Source organism: Streptomyces sp. H27-C3, assembly GCF_030063415.1.
GTDB lineage: Bacteria > Actinomycetota > Actinomycetes > Streptomycetales > Streptomycetaceae > Streptomyces.
Genome location: NZ_JASITA010000032.1, coordinates 52340 through 71925, shown reverse-complemented (window position 1 = coordinate 71925; position 19586 = coordinate 52340). Strand labels below are relative to the sequence as shown.

General features: G+C 65.5%; 32 protein-coding genes and 3 pseudogenes. 2 read left to right on the top strand and 33 right to left on the bottom strand.

Translation table 11 applies throughout. From position 1 onward, the window contains the following. Positions 1–10 precede the first annotated feature (10 nt). The 30 genes and pseudogenes from rpsK to QMK30_RS27615 all read right to left on the bottom strand — a co-directional run bounded on the left by rpsK (position 11) and on the right by QMK30_RS27615 (position 16633). On the bottom strand, positions 11–415 hold the full coding sequence (rpsK, locus tag QMK30_RS27760) for a 30S ribosomal protein S11 (RefSeq protein WP_283521069.1): 405 nt from the start codon (positions 413–415) through the stop codon (positions 11–13). 67 nt (positions 416–482) lie between these two features. Next, the gene (gene rpsM, locus QMK30_RS27755; protein WP_283521068.1) at positions 483–863 is read right to left on the bottom strand and encodes a 30S ribosomal protein S13; all 381 of its coding nucleotides are present in this window, start codon (positions 861–863) and stop codon (positions 483–485) included. Positions 864–1061: 198 nt separating this feature from the next. Then, the gene (gene rpmJ / locus QMK30_RS27750) at positions 1062–1175 is read right to left on the bottom strand and encodes a 50S ribosomal protein L36 (protein ID WP_009740505.1); all 114 of its coding nucleotides are present in this window, start codon (positions 1173–1175) and stop codon (positions 1062–1064) included. A 62-nt stretch (positions 1176–1237) separates the two neighbouring features. After that, on the bottom strand, positions 1238–1459 hold the full coding sequence (gene infA, locus QMK30_RS27745) for a translation initiation factor IF-1 (protein WP_003956442.1): 222 nt from the start codon (positions 1457–1459) through the stop codon (positions 1238–1240). 497 nt (positions 1460–1956) lie between these two features. Continuing rightward, the gene (gene map / locus QMK30_RS27740) at positions 1957–2793 is read right to left on the bottom strand and encodes a type I methionyl aminopeptidase (protein WP_283521084.1); all 837 of its coding nucleotides are present in this window, start codon (positions 2791–2793) and stop codon (positions 1957–1959) included. Positions 2794–2893: 100 nt separating this feature from the next. Then, entirely contained in the window at positions 2894–3556 is a 663-nt protein-coding gene (locus tag QMK30_RS27735) for an adenylate kinase (protein WP_283521066.1), read from the bottom strand. Further along, positions 3556–4872, bottom strand: coding sequence for a preprotein translocase subunit SecY (secY, locus tag QMK30_RS27730; RefSeq protein WP_283521065.1), 1317 nt, complete (start codon positions 4870–4872; stop codon positions 3556–3558). Before secY ends, QMK30_RS27735 begins: the two co-directional genes overlap by 1 nt. An 831-nt stretch (positions 4873–5703) precedes the next feature. Further along, entirely contained in the window at positions 5704–6159 is a 456-nt protein-coding gene (gene rplO, locus QMK30_RS27725) for a 50S ribosomal protein L15 (protein WP_283521064.1), read from the bottom strand. 1 nt (position 6160) lies between these two features. Beyond that, positions 6161–6343, bottom strand: a complete 183-nt coding sequence (gene rpmD, locus QMK30_RS27720) for a 50S ribosomal protein L30 (RefSeq protein ID WP_283521063.1) — start codon at positions 6341–6343, stop codon at positions 6161–6163. Continuing rightward, entirely contained in the window at positions 6343–6945 is a 603-nt protein-coding gene (gene rpsE / locus QMK30_RS27715; RefSeq protein WP_283521062.1) for a 30S ribosomal protein S5, read from the bottom strand. Before rpsE ends, rpmD begins: the two co-directional genes overlap by 1 nt. A 43-nt stretch (positions 6946–6988) precedes the next feature. Continuing rightward, positions 6989–7372, bottom strand: a complete 384-nt coding sequence (gene rplR / locus QMK30_RS27710) for a 50S ribosomal protein L18 (protein WP_283521061.1) — start codon at positions 7370–7372, stop codon at positions 6989–6991. 3 nt (positions 7373–7375) lie between these two features. Next, complete coding sequence (rplF, locus tag QMK30_RS27705) at positions 7376–7915, bottom strand: 50S ribosomal protein L6 (protein WP_283521060.1); 540 nt, start codon at positions 7913–7915, stop codon at positions 7376–7378. A 21-nt stretch (positions 7916–7936) separates the two neighbouring features. Next, positions 7937–8335, bottom strand: coding sequence for a 30S ribosomal protein S8 (rpsH, locus tag QMK30_RS27700; RefSeq protein WP_283521059.1), 399 nt, complete (start codon positions 8333–8335; stop codon positions 7937–7939). Between the two features lie 221 nt (positions 8336–8556). After that, a complete protein-coding gene (locus QMK30_RS27695) occupies positions 8557–8742 on the bottom strand; it encodes a type Z 30S ribosomal protein S14 (protein ID WP_004571834.1) in 186 nt (61 codons plus the stop codon). 2 nt (positions 8743–8744) lie between these two features. After that, complete coding sequence (gene rplE / locus QMK30_RS27690; RefSeq protein WP_028812366.1) at positions 8745–9302, bottom strand: 50S ribosomal protein L5; 558 nt, start codon at positions 9300–9302, stop codon at positions 8745–8747. Further along, complete coding sequence (gene rplX / locus QMK30_RS27685; RefSeq protein WP_283521058.1) at positions 9302–9625, bottom strand: 50S ribosomal protein L24; 324 nt, start codon at positions 9623–9625, stop codon at positions 9302–9304. The genes rplE and rplX overlap by 1 nt, the downstream gene beginning before the upstream one ends. Before the next feature lie 2 nt (positions 9626–9627). Further along, positions 9628–9996, bottom strand: a complete 369-nt coding sequence (rplN, locus tag QMK30_RS27680) for a 50S ribosomal protein L14 (RefSeq protein WP_073768975.1) — start codon at positions 9994–9996, stop codon at positions 9628–9630. Positions 9997–10100: 104 nt separating this feature from the next. Further along, the gene (rpsQ, locus tag QMK30_RS27675; RefSeq protein WP_283521057.1) at positions 10101–10391 is read right to left on the bottom strand and encodes a 30S ribosomal protein S17; all 291 of its coding nucleotides are present in this window, start codon (positions 10389–10391) and stop codon (positions 10101–10103) included. Next, on the bottom strand, positions 10391–10615 hold the full coding sequence (rpmC, locus tag QMK30_RS27670; protein WP_138894199.1) for a 50S ribosomal protein L29: 225 nt from the start codon (positions 10613–10615) through the stop codon (positions 10391–10393). Before rpmC ends, rpsQ begins: the two co-directional genes overlap by 1 nt. After that, the gene (gene rplP, locus QMK30_RS27665) at positions 10615–11034 is read right to left on the bottom strand and encodes a 50S ribosomal protein L16 (protein WP_119286204.1); all 420 of its coding nucleotides are present in this window, start codon (positions 11032–11034) and stop codon (positions 10615–10617) included. Before rplP ends, rpmC begins: the two co-directional genes overlap by 1 nt. Positions 11035–11039: 5 nt before the next feature. Beyond that, positions 11040–11906: a 30S ribosomal protein S3 gene (rpsC, locus tag QMK30_RS27660; RefSeq protein WP_283521056.1), complete on the bottom strand. Its 867-nt coding sequence runs from the start codon at positions 11904–11906 to the stop codon at positions 11040–11042. Beyond that, positions 11906–12253: a 50S ribosomal protein L22 gene (rplV, locus tag QMK30_RS27655; RefSeq protein ID WP_283521083.1), complete on the bottom strand. Its 348-nt coding sequence runs from the start codon at positions 12251–12253 to the stop codon at positions 11906–11908. The genes rpsC and rplV overlap by 1 nt, the downstream gene beginning before the upstream one ends. Positions 12254–12294: 41 nt before the next feature. Then, positions 12295–12576 carry a 30S ribosomal protein S19 gene (gene rpsS, locus QMK30_RS27650; RefSeq protein WP_283521055.1) on the bottom strand — a complete coding sequence of 94 codons (282 nt, stop codon included), beginning with the start codon at positions 12574–12576 and terminating at the stop codon, positions 12295–12297. Between the two features lie 12 nt (positions 12577–12588). After that, positions 12589–13425 carry a 50S ribosomal protein L2 gene (rplB, locus tag QMK30_RS27645; RefSeq protein ID WP_283521054.1) on the bottom strand — a complete coding sequence of 279 codons (837 nt, stop codon included), beginning with the start codon at positions 13423–13425 and terminating at the stop codon, positions 12589–12591. Positions 13426–13464: 39 nt separating this feature from the next. Then, the gene (gene rplW, locus QMK30_RS27640) at positions 13465–13875 is read right to left on the bottom strand and encodes a 50S ribosomal protein L23 (RefSeq protein WP_283521053.1); all 411 of its coding nucleotides are present in this window, start codon (positions 13873–13875) and stop codon (positions 13465–13467) included. Then, entirely contained in the window at positions 13875–14525 is a 651-nt protein-coding gene (gene rplD / locus QMK30_RS27635; RefSeq protein WP_283521052.1) for a 50S ribosomal protein L4, read from the bottom strand. Before rplD ends, rplW begins: the two co-directional genes overlap by 1 nt. 7 nt (positions 14526–14532) lie before the next feature. Then, positions 14533–15177: a 50S ribosomal protein L3 gene (rplC, locus tag QMK30_RS27630; protein WP_283521051.1), complete on the bottom strand. Its 645-nt coding sequence runs from the start codon at positions 15175–15177 to the stop codon at positions 14533–14535. Positions 15178–15191: 14 nt separating this feature from the next. Continuing rightward, on the bottom strand, positions 15192–15500 hold the full coding sequence (gene rpsJ, locus QMK30_RS27625; protein WP_014054162.1) for a 30S ribosomal protein S10: 309 nt from the start codon (positions 15498–15500) through the stop codon (positions 15192–15194). Positions 15501–15948: 448 nt separating this feature from the next. After that, positions 15949–16147: pseudogene (locus QMK30_RS27620) on the bottom strand (DUF397 domain-containing protein). A 276-nt stretch (positions 16148–16423) separates the two neighbouring features. After that, positions 16424–16633: a hypothetical protein gene (locus tag QMK30_RS27615; RefSeq protein WP_283521050.1), complete on the bottom strand. Its 210-nt coding sequence runs from the start codon at positions 16631–16633 to the stop codon at positions 16424–16426. A 410-nt stretch (positions 16634–17043) separates the two neighbouring features. On the opposite strand from QMK30_RS27615, the pseudogene QMK30_RS27610 reads away from it, so the two are divergent. Beyond that, positions 17044–17300, top strand: a pseudogene (locus QMK30_RS27610) (2-oxo acid dehydrogenase subunit E2); the annotation flags it as partial. Positions 17301–17413: 113 nt separating this feature from the next. Then, positions 17414–18179, top strand: a pseudogene (locus QMK30_RS27605) (HARBI1 family protein). 105 nt (positions 18180–18284) lie between these two features. Here the strand turns inward: QMK30_RS27605 and QMK30_RS27600 are convergent. From QMK30_RS27600 to QMK30_RS27590, 3 genes are read right to left on the bottom strand one after another with little or no spacing between them, the layout of a single operon-like run. Continuing rightward, positions 18285–18467: a DUF397 domain-containing protein gene (locus QMK30_RS27600; RefSeq protein WP_283521049.1), complete on the bottom strand. Its 183-nt coding sequence runs from the start codon at positions 18465–18467 to the stop codon at positions 18285–18287. 5 nt (positions 18468–18472) lie between these two features. After that, positions 18473–18682 (bottom strand): DUF397 domain-containing protein, encoded by a 210-nt coding sequence (locus QMK30_RS27595; RefSeq protein WP_283521048.1) that lies wholly within the window; start codon positions 18680–18682, stop codon positions 18473–18475. Beyond that, complete coding sequence (locus QMK30_RS27590) at positions 18679–19551, bottom strand: helix-turn-helix domain-containing protein (RefSeq protein ID WP_283521047.1); 873 nt, start codon at positions 19549–19551, stop codon at positions 18679–18681. The genes QMK30_RS27595 and QMK30_RS27590 overlap by 4 nt, the downstream gene beginning before the upstream one ends. Between the last annotated feature and the right edge of the window lie 35 nt (positions 19552–19586).

Below are 19586 nucleotides of genomic sequence, written 5' to 3'. Positions count from 1 at the left end.
TGCAACCAGATCAGACGCGGCGACGCTTGGGGGGGCGGCAGCCGTTGTGCGGGGTGGGCGTGACGTCCTGGATGGACCCGACCTCGAGGCCAGTGGCCTGGAGGGAGCGGATCGCGGTCTCACGGCCGGAGCCGGGACCCTTGACGAAGACGTCGACCTTGCGCATGCCGTGCTCCTGCGCGCGACGGCCGGCGGACTCGGCGGCCATCTGTGCGGCGAACGGAGTGGACTTGCGCGAGCCCTTGAAGCCGACATGGCCGGCGGAGGCCCAGGCGATCACGTTGCCCGAGGGGTCGGTGATCGAAACGATGGTGTTGTTGAACGTGCTCTTGATGTGGGCGTGCCCGTGAGCGACGTTCTTCTTTTCCTTGCGGCGCACCTTCTTGGTGGCGCCCTGACGGCCCTTAGGAGGCATGTTTTCTCCTGGCGTGGAGGTGATCGGTCCTACAGCGAAGACCGCTGGTTAAGCGTCCGGCTGAGGACTACTTCTTGCCCGGCTTCTTCTTACCGGCGATGGCACGACGCGGACCCTTGCGGGTACGAGCGTTCGTGCTGGTGCGCTGACCGTGCACCGGCAGGCCGCGGCGGTGACGCAGACCCTGGTAGCAGCCGATTTCCACCTTGCGGCGGATGTCGGCCTGGACCTCACGGCGGAGGTCACCTTCGGTCTTGAAGTTGACATCCACGTACTCGCGGAGCTTGACCAGGTCCTCTTCAGGCAGGTCGCGCACGCGAACGTTGGGGTCGACACCGGTGGCGGCAAGGGTCTCCTGAGACCGCGTGCGCCCGATGCCGAAGACATAGGTGAGGGCGACCTCAATGCGCTTTTCGCGCGGGAGGTCAACGCCTTCGAGGCGTGCCATGCATGGCTCCTGTTGGTTCGGAGGTCTTCCGCAGAACCGTTCCGTGGCCGCCGGACGCTCCCCAGAAGGGAGTGGTACGGACCAGGTCCCCGGCCTCCGCCGGAGGTGTCAGCGCCCGCTGGGGGCACTGGGCTCTGCGTATATACATTTACTTCGCTTGCGTCGCGCGAAGAGCTGCGAGATGCAGGGGGTCGTGCGTCAGCCCTGGCGCTGCTTGTGGCGCAGGTTTTCGCAGATGACCATGACCCGGCCGTGACGGCGGATCACCTTGCACTTGTCGCAGATCTTCTTGACGCTCGGCTTGACCTTCATGAAATGTCAGGTTCTCCGGGTCAGTGCCATCGCCTCGCTGAAACACGAGACGGCAGCAAGATCTACTTGTACCGGTAGACGATCCGGCCACGCGTCAGGTCGTACGGAGAAAGCTCCACGACGACCCGGTCATCCGGGAGGATGCGGATGTAGTGCATACGCATCTTGCCGGAGATGTGCGCGAGGACTTTGTGACCGTTCTGCAGTTCCACCTTGAACATTGCGTTCGGGAGGGACTCGATCACGGTGCCCTCGATCTCGATGGCACCTTGCTTCTTGGCCACGCTTCGCCCTTCGAATCGGCTACCTTGATCGACTCCCGCTCCGCATGCGGACATACGGGTACACGCGAGCCGACGAGTCAGTCTACGTCAGGCCCCTGGAAAAGACGAATCAGGGATGTGTGCCCAACAGTCAAGATCATTAAGCGGTTCACGGGGCCGACCGGGCGCGAATGTCACGCCCTACGCCCCCTTGCCCCTCAGGCCAGCGGGTCCTTTTCTCCACGCCACCCTCGCGGGCTCGGCGCCCCGGGGGCGCCTCACAAGCTTCGCGTGGCTGCGCCGGACTCCGTCCGGCGAGGGCTGAGGCCCGGCCCGGCCGTCCGTCAGGCCAGCGGATCCGGCGCCGTAGTCACGCCGTACTCCGCGAGCTTCGCCTTGCCGCCGTCCCCTTCTCCACGCCACCCTCGCGGGCTCGGCGCCCCGGGGGCGCCTCACAAGCTTCGCGTGGCTGCGCCGGACTCCGTCCGGCGAGGGCTGAGGCCCGGCCCGGCCGTCCCTCAGGCCAGCGGATCCGGCGCCGTAGTCACGCCGTACTCCGCGAGCTTCGCCTTGCCGCCGTCGACCGCTGTCAGCACCAGCGGGCCCTCTTCGGTCAGTGCCACCGAGTGCTCCCAGTGCGAGGACCAGGTGCCGTCCGTGGTGATGACCGTCCAGTTGTCCTCAAGGACGTCGGTCTGGGCCGTGCCGAGGCTCACCATCGGCTCGATGGCCAGGCAGAAGCCGGGGATCAGCTTGGGGCCCTTGCCGCGCTTGCGGGCGACGTAGTTCAGCAGGTGCGGGTCCATGTGCATCTCGGTGCCGATGCCGTGGCCGCCGTAGTCCTCGATGATCCCGTACTTGCCCGTCGCCGGACGCGGCTGGCGGCGGATGTAGGACTCGATCGCCCTGGAGATGTCCACCAGCCGGTTGCCCAGCTTCATCGCGGCCAGGCCGGCCCACATGGACTCCTCGGTCACCCGGGAGAGCTCCACCAGCTCGGGCGCGTGCCCGGTCCCCACGAACGCGGTGTACGCCGCGTCCCCGTGCCAGCCGTCGATGATCGCGCCGGCGTCGATCGAGATGATGTCGCCGTCCTTCAGGACCGTCTTCTCGTCCGGGATGCCATGGACGACAACCTCGTTGACCGAGGTGCAGATGGTCGCGGGGAAACCGCCGTACCCGAGGAAGTTCGACTTCGCGTCGTGCTCCGCGAGCACCTTGCGGGCGACCTCGTCCAGGTCTCGGGTGGTGGCGCCGGGCACCGCTGCCTCGCGGGTGGCCGCATGGACCGCGGCGACGACCAGCCCCGCCTCGCGCATTTTCGCGATCTGCTCGGGGGTCTTGATCTCCACCATCACTGTGCCTTCCACGTTCGCTGTATCTGCCTGCTCAACAGTACGGCCGCGGCGCCTCTCGGACACCGCGGCCGTAACCGTCGTACTGCTCATAGCTTGATCAGTGCGCGTTGGACGACTTCTTCAGTGCGTCCATCGCGCGCCGCGTCACTTCGTCGACCTTGCCCATCGAGGAGATGGTGACCACCAGGTCCTGCGCCTTGTAGTGGTCGATGATCGGCTCGGTCTCGCTGTGGTAGACCTCCAGGCGACGGCGTACCGTCTCCTCGCTGTCGTCCCCGCGCTGGTACAGCTCGCCGCCGCAGACGTCGCAGACGCCTTCCTTCTTGGGCGGGGTGTACGTCACGTGGAAGACATGAGCCGAATCGTTGCGGCAGATGCGGCGACCCGCGATCCGCTTCACGACCTCGTCCTCGGGGACCTCAAGGTCCAGCACGGCGTCCAGCTTCTGGCCGTCCGTCGCCAGCGCCTTGTCGAGCGCCACGGCCTGCGAGACGTTCCTCGGGAAGCCGTCCAGCAGGAAGCCGTTCGCGGCGTCCGGCTGGGCCATGCGGTCCTTGGCCATCCCGATGGTGACCTCGTCCGGCACCAGGTTCCCGGCGTCCATGTACGCCTTCGCCTGCTTGCCGAGGGCAGTGCCCCGGCTGATGTTGGCGCGGAAGAGGTCGCCCGTGGAGATGTGCGGGATCGACAGGTTCTTGGCAAGGAACGCAGCCTGCGTTCCCTTGCCGGCACCTGGCGGCCCGACGAGGACGATTCGCATCAGCGGAGGAACCCTTCGTAATTGCGCTGCTGGAGCTGGCTCTCGATCTGCTTCACGGTCTCCAGGCCCACACCCACGATGATGAGGATGCTTGTCCCGCCGAACGGGAAGTCCTGGTTCGCGCCGAAGCCCGCCAACGCCATCGTCGGCACAAGAGCAATCAGGCCCAGATACAGCGAGCCCGGCCAAGTGATCCGGTTGAGCACGTAGCTCAGGTACTCAGCAGTAGGTCGACCGGCCCGGATACCCGGGACGAAGCCACCATACTTCTTCATGTTGTCGGCAACTTCCTCGGGGTTGAACGAGATCGCCACATAGAAGAAGGCGAAGAACACGATCAAGAAGAAGTACACCGCGATGTAGAGCGGCTTGCCGTCCACGAAGTGCAGCTGAACCCAGGTCGCCCACCCGGACTTTCCACTGCCACCGCCGAACTGAACGATGAGCATCGGGATGTAGAGCAGCGACGAGGCGAAGATGACCGGGATCACACCGGCCTGGTTGACCTTCAACGGGATATAGGTGGACGTACCGCCATAGGACTTCCGGCCGATCATCCGCTTCGCGTACTGCACCGGAATCCGGCGTTGCGCCTGTTCCACAAAGACCACGAGGCCCACCATCGCGAAGCCGACGAGCATGACCACGCCGAACTCGATCCAGCCACCGGCCAGATCGCCCTTCTTCTTGATGGCCCACAGGGCGCCGGGGAAGCCGGCGGCGATCGAGATGAACATCAGGATCGACATGCCGTTGCCGACGCCGCGGTCGGTGACGAGCTCACCGAGCCACATCACCACGGCAGTTCCGGTGGTCATGGTGACCACCATCACCAGGGTGGTGAAGATCGACTTGTCGGGCACGATGTTGGAAGCGGCTGGGCAGCCGCTGAACAGTGCGCCGGTACGGGCGGTCGCCACCAGGCCGGTGCCCTGGAGGATGGCGAGCGCCACCGTCAGGTAACGCGTGTACTGAGTGATCTTCGCCGTACCTGTCTGCCCCTCCTTCTTGAGGGCTTCCAGCCGGGGGATCACTACGGTCAGCAGCTGAAGAATGATGCTCGCCGTGATGTACGGCATGATGCCGAGCGCGAAGATCGTGATCTGCAGCAGTGCACCACCGCTGAACAGATTCGCCAGACCGAGCAGGTTGTTGCCCGACTGGGCCTGGTCAAGGCAGAGCTGCACGCTCTTGTAACTGACCCCGGGGACCGGGATATGGGCGCCGAGCCGATACAGCACGATGATGCCGAGCGTGAAGAGCAGTTTCTTACGCAGGTCGGGGGTCTTGAACGCCCGGGCGAACGCGGTGAGCACGGTGCCTCCTGCCCCTCCCACTTCTTATGTGGAAGGGCTCGTCGAATACAGGGCCACGGCTCTGGGCCGTTGCGCAGCGTCCTGCCACGCACCGCAGCGGACACACACACAGAGGGGCCAGCATAGCCACAACTGATCCTGGGAACTCTAACAACGCCGGGCACGAACTCCAGTCGGCGGCCATGAGTCAGTCGGCGCACGACCCCGTCCCGGGGCCGGGACGGGCAGTTCGGCCGCCGTCCTCACCGAACCACGGGCGACAACAGCGCTGCCGCCACCCCCACCGCCGGTGAACTCCGGGACCACCGAGGACCACCCGGCACGGTCGGGGCATCGCGTCATCATTCGGTTGACGGCCACCCCGCCTTTCGCCACTCCCCCGCTTTTGCGCGTGGCCGGAAAACTCCGGCCGCCGTCCCCGGACCGCCGGGAGTTGGCCTCCATTACGACCGTGATGTCCGGACATCGGCGGCAAGTCCGGCGCGAGATGCCTGCTCCGCCGATCGAGTCCACCGCGTCACCGTCGCGCACCCGGCGCGTATCCGTCGGTCAATTTACCGCCGCATTACTCGGTACGGCAGTTCATTTGCCCGCCCCGAAAACAACCGGATAACCGCCCGGATAACCGCCCGTTGTGTCCGGCGGGATATACCGCCGATACCCGGGGCGGTAAATCCGCGAGCAGGAAGTCACGTACCGGCAGCGCCCGTCGGCCATGGACCGGCCCCGCGCACCGGTTCGCGCAGGGCATGAAAAAAGCCTGGCCGGCTGCCCACCGCAGAGCGGATGGGCAGCCAACCAGGCTTCAATGCCGTGCTTGTCGGTCGCCGACTAGATGAGCTCGGTGACCGTGCCGCCGGCAGCGGCGACCTTCTCCTTGGCGGAAGCGGAGACGGCGTCAACCGTCACCTGCAGCGCCACGGTGATCTCGCCGGCGCCGAGCACCTTGACGAGCTGGTTCTTGCGAACCGCGCCCTTGGCGACCAGGTCGGCCACCGTGACCTCTCCACCCTCGGGGTAGAGAGCGCCGAGCTTCTCCAGGTTCACGACCTGGTACTCGGTGCGGAACGGGTTCTTGAAGCCCTTGAGCTTCGGGAGGCGCATGTGGAGGGGCATCTGCCCGCCCTCGAAGCGCTCCGGAACCTGCGTACGGGCCTTCTGGCCCTTGGTGCCACGACCCGCGGTCTTACCCTTGGACGCCTCGCCACGACCCACACGGGTCTTGGCGGTCTTGGCGCCCGGGGCAGGCCGGAGGTTGTGGACCTTCAGCGGGTTGTTCTCCGCCATGTCAGTCGACCTCCTCAACCGTAACGAGGTGGCGGACGGTGTTAGCCATGCCGCGGAACTCGGGACGGTCCTCCTTGACAACCGTGTCGTTCAGGCGCTTGAGCCCGAGCGAACGCAGGGTGTCGCGGTGGTTCTGCTTGCTACCGATGAACGACTTCGTCTGCGTGATCTTGAGGCGGGCCATTACGAACCCGCTCCCAGAGCACGTGCACGAAGCAGAGCCGCGGGGGCGACGTCCTCGAGGGGCAGACCACGGCGAGCCGCGATCTCCTCGGGACGCTGCAGACCCTGCAGGGCCGCCACGGTCGCGTGCACGATGTTGATCGGGTTCGACGAACCGAGCGACTTCGACAGGATGTCGTGAACGCCGGCGCACTCGAGCACGGCACGCACCGGGCCACCGGCGATAACGCCGGTACCGGGGGACGCCGGCTTGAGCAGTACGACGCCCGCAGCCTTTTCACCCTGGATCGGGTGGGGGATGGTGCCCTGGATACGCGGAACCTTGAAGAAGGTCTTCTTCGCCTCTTCAACGCCCTTGGCGATGGCCGCGGGAACTTCCTTGGCCTTGCCGTATCCGACACCTACGGTGCCGTCACCGTCGCCCACCACGACCAGCGCGGTGAAGCTGAAGCGGCGACCACCCTTGACAACCTTGGCAACGCGGTTGATCGCGACTACGCGCTCAACGTAAGCGGTCTTCTCGGCAGGGCCACCGTCGCGACCCTTCCGGTCCCGCCGCTCGCCGCCACCGGCACCGCTTCCGCGGCGCTGGGGTCCAGCCATTGGATTTACCTCTCTCTGTTACGTCCAGTCCCGGAACCGGGGCTTAGAACTTCAGCCCGGCTTCGCGGGCGGCGTCAGCCAGAGCGGCAATGCGCCCTGCGTACCTGTTGCCACCACGGTCGAACACGACGGTCTCGACGCCGGCAGCCTTCGCACGCTCGGCGACAAGCGCGCCGACCTGCTGAGCCTTGGCGCTCTTGTCCGCCTCGCCGCCGCGGATCGAGACATCCAGGGTCGACGCCGACGCGAGCGTGTGGCCCGCGATGTCGTCGATGACCTGAGCCACGATGTTGCGGTTGGAGCGGGTCACGACCAGGCGAGGACGTACCGGCGTACCGGAGACGTGCTTGCGGACGCGGATGTGGCGGCGCTTGATGGCGGCGCGCTTGTACGCGTCGCCCTTGGCAATCTTTACACCGTATGCCATGGCTTACTTACCCGCCTTTCCGACCTTGCGGCGGATAACTTCGCCGGCGTACTTGACGCCCTTGGCCTTGTACGGGTCGGGCTTCCGCAGCTTGCGGATGTTAGCGGCGACCTCGCCGACCTTCTGCTTGTCGATGCCCTCGACGCTGAGCTTCGTGGGCGACTCGACCTTGAAGGTGATGCCTTCGGGAGCCTCGATAACGATGGGGTGGCTGTATCCGAGCGCGAACTCCAGGTTGGAGCCCTTCGCCTGGACGCGGTAACCCACACCGCTGATCTCGAGCGCCTTGCTGTATCCCGCGGTCACGCCGGTGATCATGTTCGCCACCAGCGTGCGGGACAGGCCGTGGAGGGCCCTGTTCTGACGCTCGTCATTCGGACGAACGACGTTGAGAACGCCGTCCTCGCCCTTGGAGACCTCGATCGGCGCGGCGACGGTGTGCGAGAGGGAACCCTTCGGGCCCTTCACCGCGACCGTGCGGCCATCGATGGTGACGTCCACACCGGCGGGAACCTGGATGGGGAGCTTGCCGATTCGCGACATTAGCTTTTCCTCCGTTCCCGACTACCAGACGTAGGCGAGGACTTCCCCACCTACGCCCTTCTTGCCTGCCTGCTGGCCGGTCAGGAGACCGTGGGAAGTGGAGATGATCGCCACTCCCAGGCCGCCCAGAACCTTCGGCAGGCCGGTGGACTTCGCATATACACGCAGACCCGGCTTCGAGATGCGCTTGATGCCGGCAATCGAACGCTCGCGGTTCGGGCCGAACTTCAGCTCGAGAACGAGGTTCTTGCCAACCTCGGCGTCCTCGACCTTCCAGCCGGTGATGAAGCCCTCCTGCTGGAGGATCTCCGCGATGTGCGACTTGATCTTGCTGTGCGGCATACCCACGGTGTCGTGGTACGCCGAGTTCGCGTTACGCAGACGCGTGAGCATGTCCGCGATTGGATCAGTCATGGTCATGTAGTGGCCTTCGGCCTCTCTCGCCGGGGTTTCCTGTATGCGCCATCCTTCTCCCTACTCAGAGGCAGGACGGGTGCGGCGCGGGGACCTACGGCGTAGTAAGTCGGTCAGGGCGGCAGGCGCCCAACCCCACAAGCCTACGGCATGCGGAGGAGGGCTCCCACCGACCAGATACTTACCGAGAGCACGAGGTATTCAGTACGCCCAAAGGGCAGTACTGACTACCAGGAGCTCTTGGTCACGCCCGGCAGCTCGCCACGGTGGGCCATCTCACGAAGGCACACGCGGCACAGGCCGAACTTGCGGTAGACGGAGTGCGGCCGGCCGCATCGCTGGCAACGCGTGTACGCGCGCACAGCGAACTTGGGCTTGCGGGCCGCCTTAGCGATCAGAGCCTTCTTCGCCACGGTCAGTTCTCCTTGAACGGGAAGCCGAGGTGACGAAGGAGGGCACGGCCCTCGTCGTCATTGGTCGCCGTGGTGACCACGGTGATGTCCATGCCCCGGACCCGGTCGATCTTGTCCTGGTCGATCTCGTGGAACATGACCTGCTCCGTGAGACCGAAGGTGTAGTTGCCACGGCCGTCGAACTGCTTCGGCGACAGACCACGGAAGTCACGGATACGCGGAAGCGCGAGCGACAGCGTACGGTCCAGGAACTCCCACATGCGGTCACCGCGGAGGGTGACGTGGCAGCCGATCGGCTGACCCTCGCGCAGCTTGAACTGCGCGATGGACTTCCGGGCCTTGGTGACAGCAGGCTTCTGGCCGGTGATCGTGGTGAGGTCGCGAATGGCGCCATCGATCAACTTGGAGTCGCGGGCGGCGTCGCCCACACCCATGTTGACCACGATCTTGACGAGGCCGGGGATCTGCATGACGTTCTCGTAGGAGAACTCTTCACGCAGCTTGCCCGCGATTTCCTCGCGGTAGCGCAGCTTGAGGCGCGGTGCGGTGGTGGTAGTCATCAGATGTCCTCACCGGTCCGCTTGGCAACGCGGATCTTGTTGCCCTCGTCGTCAAACCTGAAGCCGACGCGAGTGACGACCTTCTTGCCGTCCTTCTCAACAACCAGCTGCACGTTGCTGACGTGGACCAGAGCCTCGGTCGTCACAATGCCACCGGTCTGCGAACCGCGAGCGGTCTGGCCGGCCTTCGTGTGCTTCTTGACCCGGTTGACACCCTCGACCAGGACGCGGTTCTCGCGGGGGACGGCCAGAATGACCTTGCCCTGCTTGCCCTTGTCCTTACCGGTGATGACCTGAACCAGGTCGCCCTTCTTGATCTTCATGCTTACAGCACCTCCGGCGCGAGAGAGATGATCTTCATGAACTTCTTCTCGCGCAGCTCACGGCCAACCGGGCCGAAGATACGGGTGCCGCGAGGGTCGCCGTCGTTCTTCAGAATGACGGCGGCGTTCTCGTCGAAGCGGATGTACGAGCCGTCGGGACGGCGACGCTCCTTGACAGTGCGAACGATGACCGCCTTGACGACGTCACCCTTCTTCACATTGCCACCGGGGATCGCGTCCTTGACGGTGGCGACAATGACATCGCCGATACCCGCGTAGCGGCGACCCGAGCCACCGAGAACACGGATGGTGAGAATTTCCTTCGCACCCGTGTTGTCGGCGATACGAAGTCGCGACTCCTGCTGGATCACGTCTATCTCCTGATCGTCTGCCGGTTCCCGGCGAGGGGGCTCCTTGCGGAGCGCCCCTCACCGAGCCTGGCGGAACTGACCTGAGCCGGAAGGCTCAGGAATTACTACTTGGCCTTCTCGAGGATCTCGACGACGCGCCAGCGCTTCGTGGCGGACAGCGGCCGGGTCTCCATCAGGAGAACACGGTCGCCGGTACCCGCGGCGTTGGCCTCGTCGTGTGCCTTGAGCTTGTTCGTACGGCGGATGACCTTGCCGTACAGAGCGTGCTTGACACGGTCCTCGACAGCGACGACGACGGTCTTGTCCATCTTGTCGCTGACCACAAGGCCCTCACGGGTCTTGCGGAAGCCGCGCTGCTCGTTCGCGTTCGTCTCAGTCACAGTCTTCTCGCTCATCAGGCGCTCTCCACCGTCTCGATGCCCAGCTCGCGCTCACGCATCAGGGTGTAGATCCGGGCGATGTCCTTACGGACGGACTTGAGCCGGCCGTGATTTTCGAGCTGCCCGGTCGCCGCCTGGAAGCGGAGGTTGAACAGTTCTTCTTTGGCCTCACGAAGCTTCGCGACGAGGTCCTCGTCGTTCAGCTCGCGCAGCTCAGTCGCCTTCGTACCGGCCACCATCACGACTCACCTGCCTCGCGCCGCACAATCCGGCACTTCATCGGAAGCTTGTGAGCAGCGCGGGTGAGCGCCTCACGAGCAATCTTCTCGTTCGGGTAGGACAACTCGAACATCACACGACCGGGCTTGACGTTCGCGATCCACCACTCGGGAGAACCCTTACCGGAACCCATGCGGGTCTCGGCAGGCTTCTTCGTCAGGGGGCGGTCCGGATAAATGTTGATCCAGACCTTTCCGCCACGCTTGATGTGGCGGGTCATCGCGATACGAGCAGCCTCGATCTGGCGGTTCGTCACGTATGCCGGCGTCAGCGCCTGGATGCCGTACTCACCGAATGCGACCTCAGTGCCACCCTTTGCCATACCGCTGCGCTTGGGGTGGTGCTGCTTGCGGTGCTTGACCCTACGAGGGATCAGCATGTCGGTCAGGCCTCCGTTCCAGTGCTCTCAGCCGGAGCAGCTGCGGCGGGAGCGTCGGCCTTGGGGGCCTCCGCTGCCGGCGCGGACTGCTGCGGCTTGCGGCCGCGGCCGCCACGCTCGCCACCGCGGGCTCCGCCACGGCCACCGGCCGGACGGTCGCCGCCACCGGCGGGACCCCCGCCGGTGCCACCACGGGCCGGGCGGTTACCCGCACGGGCCGCGGCGTTCTCGGCGCGGACCTCGGCGATGTTCTTGACGTCGCCCTTGTAGATCCAGACCTTCACGCCGATACGACCGAAGGTCGTCTTGGCCTCGAAGAAGCCGTAGTCCACATTCGCGCGGAGCGTGTGCAGGGGCACACGACCCTCGCGGTAGAACTCCGACCGGGACATCTCGGCGCCGCCGAGGCGACCGCCGCACTGGATCTTGATGCCCTTGGCGCCGGCCTTCATCGTGCCCTGCATGCTCTTACGCATGGCGCGACGGAAGGAGACACGGGAGGAGAGCTGCTCGGCAACGGCCTGAGCAACCAGCTGCGCGTCCATCTCGGGGTTCTTGACCTCGAGGATGTTCAGCTGCACCTGCTTGCCCGTGAGCTTCTCGAGGTCGCCGCGGATGCGGTCGGCCTCGGCGCCACGGCGGCCGATGACGATGCCCGGACGCGCGGTGTGGATGTCCACACGCACACGGTCACGGGTGCGCTCGATCTCAACCTTCGAGATGCCGGCGCGCTCCATGCCGGACGTCATCATCCTGCGGATGGCGACGTCTTCCTTGACGTAGTCCTTGTACAGCTTGTCGGCGTACCACCGCGACTTGAAGTCCGTGGTGATGCCGAGGCGGAACCCGTGCGGGTTTACCTTCTGGCCCATTACCGGGTTCCTTCCTTGCTGCTGACGACCACGGTGATGTGGCTGGTCCGCTTGCGGATCCGGTAGGCACGGCCCTGCGCACGCGGACGGAAGCGCTTCAGGGTCGGGCCCTCGTCCACGTACGCCTCGCTGATAACCAGCGACTTGGCGTCCGTGTGGTCGTAGTTGTGTGCGGCGTTGGCGATGGCGCTGTCAAGCACCTTGCCGACCGGCACGCTCGCGGCCTGCGCGGCGAAACGCAGGACTGCCTGAGCATCCGTGGCATCCATGCCACGAATAAGGTCCACCACGCGGCGGGCCTTCATGGGCGTGACGCGGATGTACCGCGCCTGGGCCCTGGCTTCCATGGTTGTCCCTTCGGTGTCGTTCATAGTCTTCGCACCCCGCCTTAGCGGCGCTTCGTCTTGCGGTCGTCCTTGACGTGGCCGCGGAAGGTGCGGGTCGGCGCAAACTCGCCGAGCTTGTGGCCGACCATGGACTCGGTGACGAACACCGGGATATGGATCTTGCCGTTGTGCACCGCGATGGTGTGACCCAGCATTGCCGGGATGATCATCGAGCGCCGGGACCAGGTCTTGATAACGGTCTTGGTGCCAGCTTCGTTCTGGACGTCCACCTTCTTGATGAGGTGTCCGTCGACGAAGGGCCCCTTCTTGAGACTACGCGGCATCTAAACCCGCTCCTAGCGCTTCTTGTTCGACTTGCGGCGGCGGACGATGTACTTGCTCGATGCCTTCTTCGGCGAGCGAGTACGACCCTCCTTCTGACCCCACGGGCTGACCGGGTGGCGACCACCTGAAGTCTTGCCCTCACCACCACCGTGCGGGTGGTCGACCGGGTTCATCGCCACACCGCGAACGGTCGGGCGAACGCCCTTCCAGCGCATACGGCCGGCCTTGCCCCAGTTGATGTTCGACTGCTCGGCATTGCCGACCTCGCCGATGGTGGCGCGGCAGCGGATGTCGACCAGACGGACCTCGCCCGACGGCATACGAAGGTGCGCCATAGCGCCTTCCTTCGCCAGCAGCTGGACCGAAGCACCCGCGGAACGGGCAATCTTCGCTCCGCCGCCGGGACGCATCTCGATGGCGTGGATGGTCGTACCCACCGGGATGTTGCGCAGCGGCAGGTTGTTGCCGGGCTTGATGTCTGCGCCGGCGCCGTTCTCGACCTTGTCGCCCTGCGTCATCTTGGCCGGAGCCAGGATGTAACGCTTCTCGCCGTCCACGTAGTGGAGCAGCGCGATGCGCGCGGTGCGGTTCGGGTCGTACTCGATGTGCGCGACCTTGGCCGGCACGCCGTCCTTGTCGTGCCGACGGAAGTCGATCACTCGGAAGGCACGCTTGTGTCCGCCACCCTGGTGGCGAACGGTGATCCGACCGGCGTTGTTACGGCCGCCCTTGCTGTGCAGCGGGCGAACCAGCGACTTCTCCGGCGTGGACCGCGTGATCTCGACAAAGTCGGCTACGGAGGAGCCACGGCGGCCCGGCGTAGTCGGCTTGTACTTGCGGATTCCCATTTCTCAGTCCTCGTCCGATTCCGGACGACTCGACCTCCGTCAGGAGGTCGGGCCGCCGAAGATGTCGATACGGTCGCCCTCGGCGAGGGTCACGATGGCGCGCTTGGTGTCAGCGCGCTTGCCGAAACCGGTCTTGGTCCGCTTGCGCTTACCCTGCCGGTTGATCGTGTTGACCCCGGTGACCTTGACCGAGAAGACCGCCTGAACGGCTTCCTTGATCTGGGTCTTGTTGGTGCCGGGCGAGACGATGAACGTGTACTTGTTCTCGTCCAGGAGCGCGTAGCTCTTCTCGGACACAACCGGCCTGACAAGAATGTCACGCGGGTCCGTGAAGGCCTTGCTCGGCGGGACGGGCTCGGAAGCTACCGTCTCCCGGCGCGCCTTGGCGTTACGGGCGACCTTGGCAGCCTTGGCCGCCTTGGAAGCAATGCTCGGGTGTCGCGTAGCCATCAGGCTTCGCTCCCTTCGGTCTCAACGGCCTTGGGGCCAGACACGAAGGACTCGAAAGCGGCCTTGGTGAAGACCACGTCGTCCGAGACGAGCACGTCGTACGTGTTCAGCTGGCCCGGCGCCAGGAGGTGCACCTGGGGCAGGTTGCGGGCGGACTGCCACGCGGCCAGGTCGGAACGCTCGGCGATCAGGAGCACGTTCTTACGCTCGCTGATCTTGCCAAGCAGGGACCTTGCGGCCTTCGTGGAAGCAACACCCTCGACCACGTCGGTGACGACGTGGATACGAGCGTTGCGGGCCCTGTCGGAGAGGGCACCGCGAAGCGCGGCGGCCTTCATCTTCTTGGGGGTCCGCTGCGAGTAGTCACGCGGCTGCGGGCCGTGTACGACGCCACCGCCAACGAACTGCGGCGCACGGGTCGAACCCTGACGGGCGCGGCCGGTGCCCTTCTGGCGGTACGGCTTGCGGCCGCCGCCTCGGACCTCGGCGCGAGTCTTCGTGCTGTGCGTGCCCTGACGGGCAGCTGCCAGCTGAGCGACTACGACCTGGTGGATCAGCGGAATGCTGACCTTGGCGTCGAAAATCTCCGCGGGGAGCTCGACGGTCCCGGTCTTGTCGCCAGTCGGCGAAAGGATGTCAATGGTGCTCATCGGTTCCTCAAACCCCCTTGGCCGCGGTACGGACCAGGACGAGGCCACCGTTGGGACCAGGAACCGCTCCCTTGATCAGGAGCAGGCCCTTCTCCGCGTCAACGGCATGCACGGTCAGGTTCTGGGTGGTGACGCGCTCGTTACCCATACGGCCTGCCATGCGCATGCCCTTGAAGACGCGACCCGGGGTGGCGCAGCCACCGATCGAGCCGGGCTTGCGGTGCATACGGTGGGCACCGTGGGATGCGGGGCCGCCCTTGAAGTTGTGACGCTTCATGACACCGGCGAAGCCCTTGCCCTTGCTCTTGCCCGTGACGTCAACCTTGACGCCGGACTCGAACAGATCGGCAGTGATCTCCTGGCCGAGCGAGTACTCGCTGGCGAAGGAGGTCCGGAGCTCCACCATGTGGCGGCGCGGGGTCACATCGGCCTTGGCGAAGTGGCCCTTGAGGGGCTTGTTCACCTTGCGAGGGTCGATCTCGCCGAAGGCGATCTGGACCGACTCGTAGCCGTCGCGGTCATTCGTGCGGACCTGGGTCACGACATTGGGCCCAGCCTTGACGACGGTCACCGGAACGATCCGGTTGTTCTCGTCCCAGACCTGGGTCATGCCGAGCTTCTCGCCCAGGATTCCCTTAATCTGCTTTGCCATCGTTCCCGCGCCTCTCAGAGCTTGATCTCGATGTCAACGCCGGCCGGAAGGTCCAGGCGCATCAACGAGTCAACGGTCTTGGGCGTCGGGTCGAGGATGTCGATCAGGCGCTTGTGGGTGCGCATCTCGAAATGCTCGCGCGCGTCCTTGTACTTGTGCGGCGACTTGATGACGCAGTACACGTTCTTCTCAGTGGGAAGCGGCACCGGGCCCGCGACCGACGCACCAGTACGCGTCACCGTCTCGACGATCTTCTTCGCCGAGGAATCGATGACCTCGTGGTCGTAGGCCTTGAGCCGGATGCGGATCTTCTGTCCCGCCATGGCTACTTCGTAGTCCTGTCTTTCGTCACGCCCTGGATCCCGAGGGTCTGACGCTTTTCAGAGTCCGTATTCCGAAAACCGCTGTTCTGGACCGACCCACGCGGTCGGGCGTGTCGCATCCCCTCTACGAAAATCTCCCGAAGAAGATCCCAACCAAGGGGGTGCGGGGCCGAAGACCGCGCAGTGCTCAATGAAGAGCGTCGGGGGCAGAACACCCACCGGGAGCCTGGTCTGCACCCCGCTGACGCTTCCCGAAAGATTCCCGTACGTCCGCCCCAGCGCTGCCCAGAGGGCAGTTGGGACGACGAGTACTGTGGGACTAGCTTCCGGTCCTCCCGACGGGAGACGCGCAGCATCGGCACTCAACCGAGCAACCTGAACAGTGTGCCATATGGGTCAGCGCGGGCGCCAATCGGGGCGAGAAAGCGTACCCCATGGTCCATACGGGTCAGGTTTTGGCGGCGTACGAGAGGAAACGGGCCCAGGCGGTCGGGGCGACGGCCAGCCGGGGGCTTGGAGTCGCGGACGTGGATCGCGTGGGGAGTGGTGGCCACCTCCACGCAGGAGTCACTCTCGCCGCTGTTGCTGTAGCTGCTCTTGAACCACTCCAGCTCGGAGGGGCTCTCGGCTGCGGTTTCGCGGATCACGTCTCTCCCACCACTCACTCGGTGAAGGTCGCCGTGGTCACCTGTCGGCCGCGCCGCCAGCCCCCGTCCCGTAGGCGCAGCCCGCGAGACGCGCCCGCACCCGGCGGCAGGGAAGGCCCCACCCACCGGACCCGCCCGGGGACGGCCTGTCGCCGGTCCCGGATCACGCCGCCGCCGACCGCCGAGGACGGGGACCTGGCGACCCTACTGGCATTCAGATATGCCGGTGGGTTGAGTGACGCTCCCGGCAATGACGCCTGGTACCAAACGTCTCCGTCAGATGCCGGCGGTCGTCACTGTGGCGAGGCCGGTCAGCTGCGAAGCGGGCACGATGGATTCGGCAGTCCCAACAACGTCGCCGACGCCGACAGAGGCGCCGAAGCCGAGGGCCGAGGCACTGGCACCGGCGAATCCGCCGGACACGTTGTCCAGGTCGGTGTCGGCGATCTCGCGGGTCTCGACCTGGGCGGTGAAGTCGTTACGCATGAGGGTGTATCCCTTGTTCGTTATGGGTGTCGTGAATAACTGCCGACCGCCTTGACTGATCCGAGATTTATCCCGGATCAGTCCGATCTGGCCAGCTCAGCGGTAGCCCGGCGCCCGGGAGCCGAGAACCGGAATGTGCAACTCCCGCATAGCGCCAGATGAAATCATGCCAACAGCCTCCCCGGCCACCCGAGTTCCCTGATATTCGACTGCCACAATGTGCTGACGTGCAGCTTCGCCCACTGGATGGCGACGACTCCTTCACATGATCCATTGGATCCGGTTCTTATGGCAGTTGCTGTCGTCAATTCAGATCGGACATACCTGCGCTTAAGGTTTGACGCTCCCGGGAGAACTGAGATCCCGTTAGGTGCTGTGTCTCTCGCGCGTATGCGATGTGCAGGTTTGCTGAGATCGTGCACAAGCGGTACGTCAACCTGGGCATCGCGGCGGCGACACCGCGCGGCCCGATGTCCCGAACATCAAGGACGCCCACACCATGGCGCTGCCGGAACTCTCGGCCGCGCTGGGCAACTTGATCACCACAGCCCGGGACGGCAAGACCTCGCCCGCCGCCATGTCGGGTGGCACGGTCACCAACGTCGGCGTCTTCGGCGCCGACAACCGGCACGCCGGACCAGAGGACGCGCACTCCGCCATTCTTGCCCCATGACTGACACCACACGCATCACGGTCATGCCGCCCACTGAGCAGGCGGCCGACCCCGGGAAACCGACCGACGACGTCTCCGGCCATGGCACGGAGGAGACAGCCGAGACCTTGACCCGGCTCCCGCACGGGTATCGCGATCGGCTCGGAACCCGCAAGGGCACTCGCTCCCTGGGCGTCTTCAAGCAGGCCATGCTCGTGCTGCGGTGGTTCATCGACGGCGCGCGACTGTCCCAACTCGCCCGGGACGACGGGATATCGATCCCGACTGCCTACCGCTACCTCCACGAGGGGCTGACCGTGCTGGCCGATCACGCCCCGGACCTGTCCACCGCCCTGGAGCGGGCAGCGGCCGCCGGATACACCCACCTCAACCTGGGCGGCACCGTCATCCGCACCGACCGCGTCGCTGCCCCCGGCCCCCATAAGGCCGACCTCTGGTGGTCGGGAAAACACCAACACCACGGCGGCAACGTCCAGGTCATCTCTGCTCCTGCTGGCTGGCCGATCTGGGTCTCGCCGGTACGTCCCGGCCGCGAGCACGACACCACCTGCGCCCGCCACCACGGCCTGATCGACGGCCTCGACCGACTCGCGACCACCCTGGGCATCCCCACCCTGACCGACTTGGGCTACGAGAACGCAGGCCCCGGATTCCGGCACCCGGCCAAGAAGCCCCAGGGGCGCGAACTCACCACCAAGCAGCAGACGTTCACAAGGTCATCCGTGGCATCCACGGCGTCGCCGAACGGGCCGACTCCCTGCTCAAGGTCACCTTCAAGGCCCTGCACAGGGTCAGCCTCGACCAAGCAGCATCACCAGAATCGCCCGCGCAGCCCTCGTCCTGCTCCAGCTGGAAACCGGACGCATCACCTGAACGAAGATCACAAACCGTCACGAGCCGTTACCGAGAAGGGCTCATTACTGTTGCTGCTGTCGCTGTAGCTGCTCTTGAACCACTTCAGTGACGTCGTCGTCATGGTCACTCGCTTGAGGCGTACGAGATGAATCCTGCCCAGGCTGCGGGAGCGAAGGCCAGGCGCGGACCAGGCGGGTTCTTGGAGTCGCGGACGTGGACCGAGCCGGGGGCGGTCGCCACCTCAACACAGGAGTCACCCTCGCTGCTGCTGCTGTAGCTGCTCTTGAACCACTCCAGCGGCGTCATCGTGGTCACTCCTCAGAGGCGTACGAGATGAAGCCGGCCCACGCTCCGGGAGCGAAGGCCAGGCGGGGGCCGAGCAGGTTCTTGGAGTCGCGAACGTGGACCGAGCCAGGGGCAGCAGCGACCTCGACGCACTCATTGCTGTTGCTGCTATCGCTATAGCTGCTCTTGAACCACTCCAGCTCGGAGGTGCCCCCGGCAGAGGTCTTGCGGATCATGTCTCTCCCAGCACTTGCTCAACAAAGGCCAGCGATTCCCCTGGTGGGAGCGCCTGAGCCCGGATGATGCCACACCGCAGCTCAATGATCCGGAGGTGTTTCGGGTCGGAGACGGGGCGACTGCCGAAGTCCCCCTCGGAGCGCCCTACCGCCGAACCGTCGCCGAACTTCAGTACCTGCATCTCCCCGCCCATGCCAGCGTGGTCGGCACGGGCAGTCGGCATCACCTGGAGCTCAACGTTCCGCAACCGCCCTAGTTCCAAGAGGCGTTCGAGCTGCTGACGCAGCACCATTCTGCCCCCGAGAGAGCGGCGTAGCGTCACCTCTTCCTGAACAAAGCTCAGTTCCGGAGCAGGTGATCGTTCGAAAATGGACTGTCGAGCCACCCGAGCAGCCACCAGCCTCTCCACCTCGTCGCGCGCGAAAGCAGGGCGACGCATCCCGAACAATGCCTGCGCGTACTCCCGCGTCTGCAAGAGCCCGTGAATGTTGTGGTTCCCGTACGCCGCCAGCTCAACCGCCTGCGCCTCCAGCTTCGCCAGCTCGCGCACCTTCTTCGGGTACCGGACCTCCGCCACATCCCGTTTCATCGCGGCCAGCTTCCCGCCCGCGCCCAGGACCTCGTCCGCCCTGTCCAGGAACTCCGGCCGGGGGATCCTCTTCCCGCCCTCCACCTTGTAGACCTGGTCCTCGCCGTACCCGATCGCCGTGCCGAACTCCGTCGCGCGCAGCCCCGCCGCCTCGCGCCAGACCTTGATCTGGCGGCCCACCGCCGCGACGACCGCCGCTCCCGACTCGTCGTCCGGGTCCACGTCCCAGCCGGGCTCGTCCGCCCCGCCGTCCCCGCGCTCCGTACCGTCCACGCTCATCCCGCGCCCACCTCCGACGTGCAGCCCATCCTCAA

Excerpts from the sequence above, each read along its gene's own strand:
- rpsK (WP_283521069.1), bottom strand. The coding sequence starts at position 415 with ATGCCTCCTAAGGGCCGTCAGGGCGCCACCAAGAAGGTGCGCCGCAAG.
- rpsM (WP_283521068.1), bottom strand. The coding sequence starts at position 863 with ATGGCACGCCTCGAAGGCGTTGACCTCCCGCGCGAAAAGCGCATTGAG.
- rpmJ (WP_009740505.1), bottom strand. The coding sequence starts at position 1,175 with ATGAAGGTCAAGCCGAGCGTCAAGAAGATCTGCGACAAGTGCAAGGTG.
- map (WP_283521084.1), bottom strand. The coding sequence starts at position 2,793 with ATGGTGGAGATCAAGACCCCCGAGCAGATCGCGAAAATGCGCGAGGCG.
- QMK30_RS27735 (WP_283521066.1), bottom strand. The coding sequence starts at position 3,556 with ATGCGAATCGTCCTCGTCGGGCCGCCAGGTGCCGGCAAGGGAACGCAG.
- rplO (WP_283521064.1), bottom strand. The coding sequence starts at position 6,159 with ATGGCGGAGAACAACCCGCTGAAGGTCCACAACCTCCGGCCTGCCCCG.
- rpmD (WP_283521063.1), bottom strand. The coding sequence starts at position 6,343 with ATGGCCCGCCTCAAGATCACGCAGACGAAGTCGTTCATCGGTAGCAAG.
- rpsE (WP_283521062.1), bottom strand. The coding sequence starts at position 6,945 with ATGGCTGGACCCCAGCGCCGCGGAAGCGGTGCCGGTGGCGGCGAGCGG.
- rplR (WP_283521061.1), bottom strand. The coding sequence starts at position 7,372 with ATGGCATACGGTGTAAAGATTGCCAAGGGCGACGCGTACAAGCGCGCC.
- rplF (WP_283521060.1), bottom strand. The coding sequence starts at position 7,915 with ATGTCGCGAATCGGCAAGCTCCCCATCCAGGTTCCCGCCGGTGTGGAC.
- rpsH (WP_283521059.1), bottom strand. The coding sequence starts at position 8,335 with ATGACCATGACTGATCCAATCGCGGACATGCTCACGCGTCTGCGTAAC.
- rplE (WP_028812366.1), bottom strand. The coding sequence starts at position 9,302 with ATGACTACCACCACCGCACCGCGCCTCAAGCTGCGCTACCGCGAGGAA.
- rplX (WP_283521058.1), bottom strand. The coding sequence starts at position 9,625 with ATGAAGATCAAGAAGGGCGACCTGGTTCAGGTCATCACCGGTAAGGAC.
- rpsQ (WP_283521057.1), bottom strand. The coding sequence starts at position 10,391 with ATGAGCGAGAAGACTGTGACTGAGACGAACGCGAACGAGCAGCGCGGC.
- rpmC (WP_138894199.1), bottom strand. The coding sequence starts at position 10,615 with ATGGTGGCCGGTACGAAGGCGACTGAGCTGCGCGAGCTGAACGACGAG.
- rplP (WP_119286204.1), bottom strand. The coding sequence starts at position 11,034 with ATGCTGATCCCTCGTAGGGTCAAGCACCGCAAGCAGCACCACCCCAAG.
- rpsC (WP_283521056.1), bottom strand. The coding sequence starts at position 11,906 with ATGGGCCAGAAGGTAAACCCGCACGGGTTCCGCCTCGGCATCACCACG.
- rplV (WP_283521083.1), bottom strand. The coding sequence starts at position 12,253 with ATGGAAGCCAGGGCCCAGGCGCGGTACATCCGCGTCACGCCCATGAAG.
- rpsS (WP_283521055.1), bottom strand. The coding sequence starts at position 12,576 with ATGCCGCGTAGTCTCAAGAAGGGGCCCTTCGTCGACGGACACCTCATC.
- rplB (WP_283521054.1), bottom strand. The coding sequence starts at position 13,425 with ATGGGAATCCGCAAGTACAAGCCGACTACGCCGGGCCGCCGTGGCTCC.
- rplW (WP_283521053.1), bottom strand. The coding sequence starts at position 13,875 with ATGGCTACGCGACACCCGAGCATTGCTTCCAAGGCGGCCAAGGCTGCC.
- rplD (WP_283521052.1), bottom strand. The coding sequence starts at position 14,525 with ATGAGCACCATTGACATCCTTTCGCCGACTGGCGACAAGACCGGGACC.
- rplC (WP_283521051.1), bottom strand. The coding sequence starts at position 15,177 with ATGGCAAAGCAGATTAAGGGAATCCTGGGCGAGAAGCTCGGCATGACC.
- rpsJ (WP_014054162.1), bottom strand. The coding sequence starts at position 15,500 with ATGGCGGGACAGAAGATCCGCATCCGGCTCAAGGCCTACGACCACGAG.
- QMK30_RS27615 (WP_283521050.1), bottom strand. The coding sequence starts at position 16,633 with ATGCGTAACGACTTCACCGCCCAGGTCGAGACCCGCGAGATCGCCGAC.
- QMK30_RS27600 (WP_283521049.1), bottom strand. The coding sequence starts at position 18,467 with ATGACGCCGCTGGAGTGGTTCAAGAGCAGCTACAGCAGCAGCAGCGAG.
- QMK30_RS27595 (WP_283521048.1), bottom strand. The coding sequence starts at position 18,682 with ATGATCCGCAAGACCTCTGCCGGGGGCACCTCCGAGCTGGAGTGGTTC.
- QMK30_RS27590 (WP_283521047.1), bottom strand. The coding sequence starts at position 19,551 with ATGAGCGTGGACGGTACGGAGCGCGGGGACGGCGGGGCGGACGAGCCC.